Below are 8,029 nucleotides of genomic sequence, written 5' to 3'. Positions count from 1 at the left end.
CTACGGTAAGCGGCACGGGTGTGCCTTCCCGACCGACGTTGGCGCGTCGGCCTATCTCGAAACCATGATCAGATGATTCGGGAAGGTACACCCTTCCCGTCAGATCCACAGGTTTCGATCATTGCTCCCGGACAACGCTCGCTCCCGGGCTTTCAGAGCTTGATCACGGCCAATACGCGGCCAAGTTGAGGTGGTCCGGGGAGAACTCCCAGGTCAACGCATGATCGCGACAGGACTGTAAAACCGTCGGCTCAGCCTACGCAAGTTCGAACCTTGCACCTGCCACCAGCAGTAAGTGCAGCTCAGAGGCCCTACGGGGCCTCTTCTGCGTTTCGGGGACATGTAGCCGTAGGTAGCCCTGAGCGGCTGTTTGTCAGTGGTCGCGCAATATACGCGCAATGATCTTGGAGTCGTTTCCGCAGGTCGGACCAGCGGTTTCGGGAGTCGCACGTCCCAGGAACGCCAAAGGGCCCCGGAGACCATCCGGGACCCGGTGGGCTGTGTGGCGCGTCATGCCGCCAGAGCGTCATCGATTCGTCGGTTGGCGATCTCCTGGTGGCCGTCGATGCACTTGGCGTAGACGCGGAGGAGCACGTCCACACTGTGGCCAGCCCGCTCGGCGACCTCCGGGGCCGGAACGCCGGCGTTCAACCAGAGGGAAACGGCCGCGTGCCGGAGGTCGTAGGGGCGCTTGGCGAGCGGAGAGGCGACCTGGGCAGGCGTGAAGGCCAACTTGCGTGCCTCCTGCGAGACCTCCGTGTAGGCCGTTGAGGCGACCACTCCGCCGCGCTCGCTCTGGAAAAGTCGGCCGTTCGGCCCCAGCCCGAATTCGGCGATGTGGTCTCGCAGGATTTTGACCAAGGTCGGCGGGATGGGCACGGGCCGGACGTCATCCCGTCCGTGATGCTTGAGCCCGCGTTCCTCGTGGGCGTCGCCGGTGTCCGTCCATTGCGTGTTGACCTCGGGCCGGGAGAAGTCGATGAGGAGGCGTCCCCAGCCCGTCTCTGGAAGGTCGCAGTCCTCCTTACGTAGGGCGATGGCCTCGGCCGGCCGGAGAGCGGCGTAGTACATGCACGCGAACAAGGCCGTGAGCCGCCTACCGCGTCCCCGCCTGCCTATGTAGGTCATCGCGGTCAGCAGCTCTTGCGCCTGGCGAGGGTTGACCACGATGCGTGGATCCACCGTCTCGGTGGTCTTGGGCGGCTTCCACTTGCTCCGGTGCAGCGGATTTGCCGAAAGCTCCGCCAGCTCCACGGCGTACTCAAGCACCGCGTGCAGGACGGCTCGCTTGCGGCGGACAGTGTTCGCGCCGGCCGCCTTGCCGTCGAGCCGTAGCGCGATCGCGTCGAGCGCCAGCCGTACAGTCTTCGTCTCGCCCAGGTCGACCATGTCGAGCGAGGCACCTTCCAGCCAGCGAATAGCCCGCTCCATGTCAGGAGGAGGAGCGGGCCTCTTGGCCTTGGGAAGGAGCGTGTACTTGCGCAGGGCCGTGCGGAGCAGCTCGGCGTCGGGTTGGCCGGGCCGATCCTTGACGAGCGCGGGGAGCGCCGTGGCGAGCGCATCGGAGATGCTGTCGCGGCTCTTGGCGGCCATGTGCGGCCACTTCATCTCGATGTAGGCACGAACGAAGTCAAGGACCGTTCGAGCGCTCTTGGCCTGGAGCATCGACAGGGGAAGGCCCGTCTCCATGTCGAACGGCTCACCGCTCTTGGTGGCCTGCGCCCGCCGTACCGAGCGAACTCGCCGACCTCAGCGCCGCGCCGCCGCACATATGCACCCCTACGATCGCCTGGTTATGGCTGGTCTCCGTTCGTGGTCGGGGACGATCGACGATCCGGCGCTTCGTTCCTCAGCGCCGGCTCACCGGATAGCGGTGTCCTCAGGTCGCGTGGCGGGGCATGTCGGGCGCTGACTCGGTCGTAGGTAACAGTGGATCGCCTGTGCCCCCTTCCGGGGGTTGGCCTCTGCTCGTACTCTGTCCATCCGAGAACGATCATGCAACGAAAGCGAGGCCGTCAGTGCTGCACACCTGGGTCAGCACCGCAGGAGGGCCACTAATCGCCGTCCCCAAGTCTGAGCTGAACAACTGGGCGGGTGTGGATGACAGCGACGGTCCCGTAGAGACCTGGGGCGACTACGGGCGTGCTTGTGCCGTCGAGGGCTACATCGGCCCTGCTCCATGATGCGGCCGGCGTGCTCGCAGGTGATGTTGTGGATGCGGGCGACGCGGGTGGTGAGCTGGTCGAACAGGTCGTGGTCGATCAGGTTGCGGGGTTCGATGGTGTCGGCCTCAGGCCGATTCGTCGTCGTGGTGCTCATGTTCACTCCCCTCTGGGATTGGTGATGTGTGCTGGATGCTGTCAGCGGGTGGGGCGCCACCTCCTCCGGCGCAGAGCCTCGTCCTCGGTGCATGAATGTTGTGCGGCCAGCACCTCCCACACGTGGGCGGCCTGGGCGAATCGGCCCCTGGCGGTCTCCTCGTGGCTGTCGCCGGCCGCGCGCAGGACGAAGTACTGGCCACCCTCTGAGCACAGCTCGTACTCGCCGCAGCAGGACGTGGCAACGACCCGCATGCGCGGGCTGCGTTGGATGTATGGACCCCATTGATCCGGGTCAGGGCCGCGCGACCAGCCTCGGGATTGTGGAACCCCTGGCCCGCCGCCTGCCGCACCTGCGACCGGCGGGCCGGGGGAGCTCGTGCGGGTCATGCCAAGTCCCGGACGCTGTGAAGGAGGGCCGATTGCCAGGCCAGGGTGGACGCGAGCGCGATCGCGTCCACACGCCGAATGGGGCTCATGACCCCGGCTGCCACCAGGGCCGCGGTGAGGGGCCGCAGCAACTTGGCAGTCCACCACAGGCACTCGGAGGCATCGCGTTCATTGGTGATGTCCCAAGCGGGGTAGGTGTTACGCAGCACCGAAAGCTGACGACCCTGCATGTCTTGCAAGACCGCCGCCTGCGCCACGACTTGGCGAACGCTCTGGTCGGTGGCCTGTAGGAGGGCACGCAACCCCGGATCCGCCATGGTTACCTTCTCCGCCACACCTGGACATCTCAGGGAGCTCAATGGGTCCACACCTCCGACGTGCGTCCGAAGACTCCACGGCTCTGTGTTTCGTCACCTGTTGCTGGCTGCGGTTGTGCAGCTACCGTGAAGCATGTTCCTCCGACGTCCTGGCAGACGAGGGGTTGCCTGGACGGGGCAACAGGCAACCGGGAGAGGCAACCGTGGGCTTTGGCGAGCAACTGCGACACTGGCGCGAGCGACGCCAGGTGTCACTGACGGGGCTCGCCCAAGCAACCCACTACTCCAAGAGCTATCTCAGCCGCGTTGAGCGGCGGCAACGCAGTCCCGAACGACTCCTAGCCGAGCTGGCCGACGACGCCCTCAGTGCTGACGGACGGCTCGTCGAGGCGTGGGTGAGGGAATACGGCTCCGAGCCTATGCTTGGCACTAGCGCAGGAGGTGAGGCAACGAAACGGCGCACGTTCCTCAAGAGCGCGAGCACGGCACTCGTCACTCCCGCCTTGGGCATGCCAGATGGGAACGCCGACGCACTCGCGCGGCTGCGCGATGCCCTCGTTCCGGACATTCCGGCGCAGGCCGGCGACATGCCCCTTCAGGCATTCAGCCGCGCCGTCACCCGAGCCCGCCGCGACTTCACCGCGGCTCGCTACGCGGGCCTGGCCGACGATCTCGCCGAGCTGATCCCCGCTGCCCGCTCCACCTCCAGCGCGGCCGGGCGGTCGTTGGCCGCCCAGGTTTATCACCTGGCCGCACGGACGCTAATCAAGCTTTCCGCGCCGCCGTACGCCTGGGTGGCGGCACATCAGGGGGAGCAGGCCGCCACCGCGAGCGGCGACCTACGCGCGCTGGCCGAGGCACGCCGCGACCTGGTCTCACTGTTCCACCGGGCTGCCGACTACGGCAAGGCGCGCGACCTCACCGCCCGCGCTGCCGACCTGATGCGCCCGCAGCTATCCGGCGCAGCACCGACCGCGTGGGGAGCGTACGGAGCGCTCATGTCCACCGGCGCGATCGCCGCCGCCCGCATGGAGGATCGGCACAGCGCGCTAGCCATGCTGGAGGAGGCCGCCGAGGCGTCCCAGCAGGCACCCAAGCTGGTCCTATCTGCTGGGCACGTGGTGACATACCGGATCGGCGTGTCCATCATCCTGGGCGACGCAGGCACGGCAATAGAGCACGCCCGCGGCATCTCTCCCGACGACATCCCCACCGTCGAGCGGCGAGCCAGTTACTACACGGGCATCGCCGAGGCGTACACACTCTGGGGGAAGACGGACCGAGCTCTCCGCGCGCTGCTCATCGCGGAGAAGATCGCGCCCGCCGAGGTACGCCGGTCGAACTCGCGGCGCATCATCGAAGACCTATTGCATCGTGATCCGCACAGCAACCTGTCGGGACTACGAGCGCTCGCACGACGCGTATCCGTGACGCTGTAGGTCCGTAGCGGCAAGTATCCATACTTCGGGGTAGAGCCCTCAGCGTCTTTCTGCGAAATATTGCGGTGATCCGCGGTGGCGGCCGACGACGAGCAGAGCGTGGCGCCATAGGCCGGTGACCTGGGGGCTACCCCGCTCGCCTCCATTCTGCGGATTGTGCGGCTTAGTTGTCCGTTGCGCTAGCTCGTCAGTGAGTAGCGCATGGTCACGTCCGGCGCGAGTTCGGCCGGATTACTGTGGCGGCTTCGGCCGCCTCAGGCGTCGTTGGGCCGCGTGCTCTATCACCCCGAGGCGGTCGCCGCTGTGCACCAGGTGGTCGGCCGAGAGCGTCACCGAAGGCCGCCCCCGCCCAGGGCTGTTTCCGCGACCGCCACGCCGCTGTGCTCGGATCATTGATCATGAGCGGGTGCAGCTTCTACGCGTTGACCCCGTCACCGAGCGCGTACCCGGTGCGCTACGGGTCTGAAGTCGCAGCGGGCACCTGGAAAGTGCCTCCAACCACTGCGGGAACAAGGACATCAACAATCCCCTATTCTCGCTGGTCAGGGGCACTTTCGCTGCGCCTGGGGCAAGGTCAACGATCACCCTACATGAAAGCTTGAGGTCAGTTGTATACGTTGAATTCTGCGATTGACCACCAGTTACTCGCAACGCTGCCGGTATTGACGACCTTGATGTAGCGAGCTGTCTGCGTTGAGAACGATGCGAGTTGGACTCGTTGGCCATCTGCTACGGTGGAAACTTTGGTCCAGTTGGTTCCATCCGTAGATACGTATACGTCTGCGCTTCGCGCATAGTCGCTGATACTGCTGCCGGCATCCAGCACGATCTTGCTGAAAGTCTGCGTTTGTCCCATGTCCACTTGAATCCAAAGACCATCGTACTGCCCTGTTCCGGAGCTGTACCGAGTATCGGAGTTGCCGTCCAGCATGTTTCCGGGCGCATCGCCAGGACTTGCATCCGAAGCCGTTGCGATCCAACCTGTCCGCAGCAGCGCAGTACCTAGATCCATGACGTCGAACGAAGATCTGCCAGCATATACTCCGCTGGCTCCATTCACAGAAACCGTGAACCTCCCTGCTGGGAGTCCTTCCGGGACGTAGGCGCTGATGCTCGTGTCCGACCAGCTGTCTACGCTCGCATGGATTGATCCGAAATACACCGCACCCAGCCCCTGCGCGTCACCGAAATCAGTACCGCTAATCGTGAACTTGGAGCGCGGTATGCCTTGATTCGGCGTCAAACTGCCGAAGGCCGGTGCCGGGAAGCTTGACAGCTTCTTGGTTGTGAACATCGCCGAAGTCCCGCTCGGGAGCGTATAGGTATACGAGCCGTCGGCGGATATCGGGAAACTCTGACTGCTGGCGGTTCCATTGAATACTACGGTAACCTGCGACCCTTCTGAGCTGGACCAGGTCTTCAGCTGGAGCCCGTTTGATACCGCAGTCGGAGCTGCGATCGAACCGGTTTCGCTCGAAGACCCGTGCACATTGATGTCACCAATGGCCCACCAGAAACCGGATGCTGCGGTACTGACGATGCGAATGTACCGTGCCGTCTGGGTTGGCATCGTGACGGCTACCTTTCCTATGCCACCGCTGCCGCTTGCGATCGCACTGCCCCAGTCGGCGCCATCGTTCGAAACATAGACCTGATATTTATTGATGTAGTCGAACGAACTGTTCACGCCGGTATCGAGGACGATTTGATTGAAGCTCGTAGGACTGCCCATATCGATCTGGAACCAGTCGCCGCTCCTCGTCCCGTGCCCGAGACTCCACCGTGTGTTGATATCACCGTCGATCGCGTTCGCGGCCACACCCCAATCCGGAGCCGATGAAGCCGTGACGGTCCACTGACTGCGGCTCAGCACCGTTCCTGCCGTCTCGATAGATGCTCCGATCGGCATGGAATACGTGATCAGCTTGTTTCCGGTACGGACGGCATTCTGGTAGGGCAGTAGTGCCGGATCGTATGTGACGGTAACCGGATCAGACGTCGACTTGAACGTAAAGTCATGTGTCGGATCCGAGACATTGGTCGCTGCAGGGATCCTGCCTCTCTGCGTAGGTCCCGAATACGTGAATGTGACGGCATCGCCGGCGTTCAAGGTGTAGTCGAACGATTGCGTTCCGTCTGCAACGCTGAAGGTTTTCGCAGCGCTCCCCGAGTTATACGCGATCAGTACCTTCGATCCATCCGGGTTCTGGAACGCAACATTCTCTATGCTCCCTTCCCCGAAGGTATTCGAGTAGATTCGATGCGCTCCAGGCTTTACGAACCTGGTGGCGTGAGCGAGTGCGTAGTAGTCCACGTTGTAGGACACCAGTCCGGTGGCCGGATCGATCGTGACCAATCCCCGACACATGGGGATACCATTGGTGTCGCTGTTGAGCGGACCCCTATCGGGGTCGAGTGCAATGTTCCACAGCATCACTCCGTTCGCCCAGTTGCGCATGCCATTGATGATCCAAGTGCCAAGTGCGTCATTGAACGCTGTCTGGTTGCTGTCCTGCCAAACGCCTCCAGTGGCTTCCGTGATGTACGTTTCTTTGCTCGGATAGTCGTTGTGGACCAGAGTTTGGTAATTCGGATTGCCGCTATAGATGTGCCATCCGGTTCCAGTGGCGTACTTTGAGGCGGCGGGATCGCTGAAAATCGTCTCGGGATACGAGGGTACATCCCAGTTGTGGTCCCAGACCAGAATCTTCGTGGAAATTTGGTTGGCCTCGAACGCCTGACCGATCTCCTGAACCAGCTGGGATTCCTGGTAAGCGGACAGGAACATGCCGGGCCAGCTGGGAGTGCCCATAGGTTCATTCTGCGGCGAAATATAGGTAATCGGCACACCGGCTTCGCCGTAGGCTTGTATGAACTTCACAAAATAGTTGGCCAGCACAGAAGCGTACTCGCTCTTGAGAGTACCTCCTATCATGGAACCGGAGGTCTTCATCCAGCCTGGCGGGCTCCACGGATTAGCCGTGATTTTGATGGACGGATTGAGCGAGAGAGCCTGCCGCAATGCCGGGATGATATACGCCATATCATGCTGGACAGAGAAGTTGGACAGCGTTGGATCCGTTTGCCCTGCCGGCATGTCGTCATAGGAGTAATTCCCGGATGCATTGAAATCCGTGGCGCCCATCGGAGATCGGACCAGGCTGAGGCCGATGCCCTGCGAGGGGTCGAACAGCTTTTTCATCAGCTCGGTTCGACTGGCAGTGGACAGCTTGTTTGATGAGCCAAGCGGAAGAGTCGGTCATGGCCGCCCCAAAACCTTGGACTCTTTGATATTTGACGCTATCGTCGATCTTGATCGCTAGCGGGTTGACCGTTCGCTTCGTTCGGAACAGCACATCGCTTTGGCTGACAACCCACTTGTCGGCCGATACGTCTGTCAGCCAAACACGCACGGAATTGCCAGGTGAGACTTGCTTCGGCCTCGATGACTCAGGGGACGGTCGTCCCGGTTGAGTTGTGAGGGCAGACGGAGGTTTCCGCCTGATCGTCTGATTCCTTCGTGCGCCGGGGTGTGGGTGGCCGCCCGAAGCGCTCGGTGGGCGGC

At 62.9% G+C, this 8,029-nt stretch carries 6 protein-coding genes and 1 pseudogene; 3 read left to right on the top strand and 4 right to left on the bottom strand.

All coding sequences use genetic code 11. The annotated features are described in order from the left end of the window. Positions 1-510 precede the first annotated feature (510 nt). Positions 511-1,689: a tyrosine-type recombinase/integrase gene (locus ACTWQA_RS58230; RefSeq protein WP_443167363.1), complete on the bottom strand. Its 1,179-nt coding sequence runs from the start codon at positions 1,687-1,689 to the stop codon at positions 511-513. A gap of 209 nt (positions 1,690-1,898) precedes the next feature. Between ACTWQA_RS58230 and ACTWQA_RS58225 the strand changes: the two genes are divergently transcribed. Beyond that, the gene (locus ACTWQA_RS58225) at positions 1,899-2,183 is read left to right on the top strand and encodes an Imm21 family immunity protein (RefSeq protein ID WP_443167362.1); all 285 of its coding nucleotides are present in this window, start codon (positions 1,899-1,901) and stop codon (positions 2,181-2,183) included. A gap of 177 nt (positions 2,184-2,360) precedes the next feature. Here ACTWQA_RS58225 and ACTWQA_RS58220 read toward each other — a convergent pair whose 3' ends face one another. Beyond that, positions 2,361-2,573, bottom strand: a complete 213-nt coding sequence (locus tag ACTWQA_RS58220) for a hypothetical protein (RefSeq protein ID WP_443167361.1) — start codon at positions 2,571-2,573, stop codon at positions 2,361-2,363. Positions 2,574-2,704: 131 nt separating this feature from the next. Beyond that, positions 2,705-3,043 (bottom strand): hypothetical protein, encoded by a 339-nt coding sequence (locus ACTWQA_RS58215; protein ID WP_443167360.1) that lies wholly within the window; start codon positions 3,041-3,043, stop codon positions 2,705-2,707. Between the two features lie 23 nt (positions 3,044-3,066). Here ACTWQA_RS58215 and ACTWQA_RS58210 point away from each other — a divergent pair. Continuing rightward, positions 3,067-3,408 (top strand): annotated as a pseudogene (locus ACTWQA_RS58210) (helix-turn-helix domain-containing protein); the annotation flags it as partial. A gap of 126 nt (positions 3,409-3,534) precedes the next feature. Then, a complete protein-coding gene (locus ACTWQA_RS58205) occupies positions 3,535-4,464 on the top strand; it encodes a hypothetical protein (protein WP_443167365.1) in 930 nt (309 codons plus the stop codon). A 604-nt stretch (positions 4,465-5,068) separates the two neighbouring features. On the opposite strand, the gene ACTWQA_RS58200 is transcribed toward ACTWQA_RS58205, so the two are convergent. Then, on the bottom strand, positions 5,069-7,693 hold the full coding sequence (locus tag ACTWQA_RS58200) for a discoidin domain-containing protein (protein WP_443167364.1): 2,625 nt from the start codon (positions 7,691-7,693) through the stop codon (positions 5,069-5,071). Positions 7,694-8,029 lie beyond the last annotated feature (336 nt).

It is taken from the genome of Nonomuraea sp. 10N515B, from assembly GCF_052245915.1.
GTDB lineage: Bacteria > Actinomycetota > Actinomycetes > Streptosporangiales > Streptosporangiaceae > Nonomuraea.
Note: the sequence above shows the minus strand (reverse complement) of the source record. Positions and strands in the feature narration are given on the sequence as shown.